The following is a 1,129-nucleotide window of genomic DNA, read 5'->3' as shown; positions in this document are numbered from 1 at the left end:
TAAGTGAATTTAGTGTTTATGGCACAATTCTTTAGGTAGAGTGGTTAGCGTTGTTCACACCTTAATTTGGCGTTATGTGAATTATTGGGATCCTATGTAAGTGATTGAAATATGATTTCTGAAGACAACTGGCAAGATCACTATTGGAACTATTTGGCTCGCCTCGAAGTCGGTGCAATAGACCGAAGTTTTGAAGACTTAAAGCCTTGGGATTCTTTAGCTGAAGATTGTATGAACTTGGCTATTAAAGCTCCATTTCTCAAAGGTAAAAACTCAGGTTCAAAATCTATCAAACTTTCTGCTGCATTTTTGAAGCGTACCATGAGTGATTTTAGAGGTGCGTGGTTATTGATTAATTGGGGTTATCCTTACCAAGCAGCATGTGTCGCTGCTTCGCTTTATGAAAATGCACTTGTTGTTAATTGCCTTGTTGAGCGTCAAGACTTGGCTGATGAAGTTCTACTTAACAAGAATGGTGATGTTCCTTGGGGTGCTCGAAAACTTTGCAAAATGGCAGCATACAAAGATTTATACGGGAACATTCCGGATGAATTCCCAAATCATGATGAATTTAATACGGCTTGGAAATTGTGTTATCACAACTACAAGCTATTGTGCAAAATGAAGCACCCTACGTTACAACAGGTAGCAGATGAGACAAGGTCTGCCTTGAATCATAAAGGTGAGTTTGCAGTTATCCCATTACCGGATACTCGTAACGAAAGCCTCGCTTTGAAGCATATGTTGATGATTATCTGTATTTCCAAGCTGTTCTCTGCCACCAAATGTTTTGCAAAGGCTGTCGATTGTGCTTCTGATGATCCTGAACATGAGCAATTTTACAGTGAAGCACTAAAAGTGTACTCAAATTTAAAAAGATGTATCGGTGAAAGTAAAATTAAGGATATTTCGATCAAAGCATATGGGTTTAAATTCACATAACAAACTGTTTAAGAGTGATTCGCAACGCGTGGCATTTTTACTATGCGTTGCGTTCAGTGTTTAAGGTGGTATGCGGTGACTTCGGTATTGCGTTGCTCACACCTTAACAGGGCGTTATAACCTTAGAGGGAAAAATGGAACTTAGAGCATTTGAAAAAGAAGACCATGACCTGCTTATCGGGTGGAT

1 protein-coding gene is annotated in these 1,129 nt (G+C 39.1%); it reads left to right on the top strand.

Annotation, left to right across the window (positions count from 1 at the left end; genetic code table 11):
• Nucleotides 1–111: 111 nt before the first annotated feature.
• The gene (locus R7035_RS25720; RefSeq protein ID WP_318146380.1) at nucleotides 112–942 is read left to right on the top strand and encodes a hypothetical protein; all 831 of its coding nucleotides are present in this window, start codon (nucleotides 112–114) and stop codon (nucleotides 940–942) included.
• The last annotated feature ends 187 nt before the right edge of the window (nucleotides 943–1,129 follow it).

Source organism: Vibrio sp. 1731, assembly GCF_033339955.1.
In the GTDB taxonomy this organism is placed as follows: Bacteria; Pseudomonadota; Gammaproteobacteria; order Enterobacterales; family Vibrionaceae; genus Vibrio; species Vibrio alginolyticus.
The sequence above is the reverse complement of the archived record's forward strand: the minus strand, read 5'-3'. Positions and strand labels throughout refer to the sequence as shown.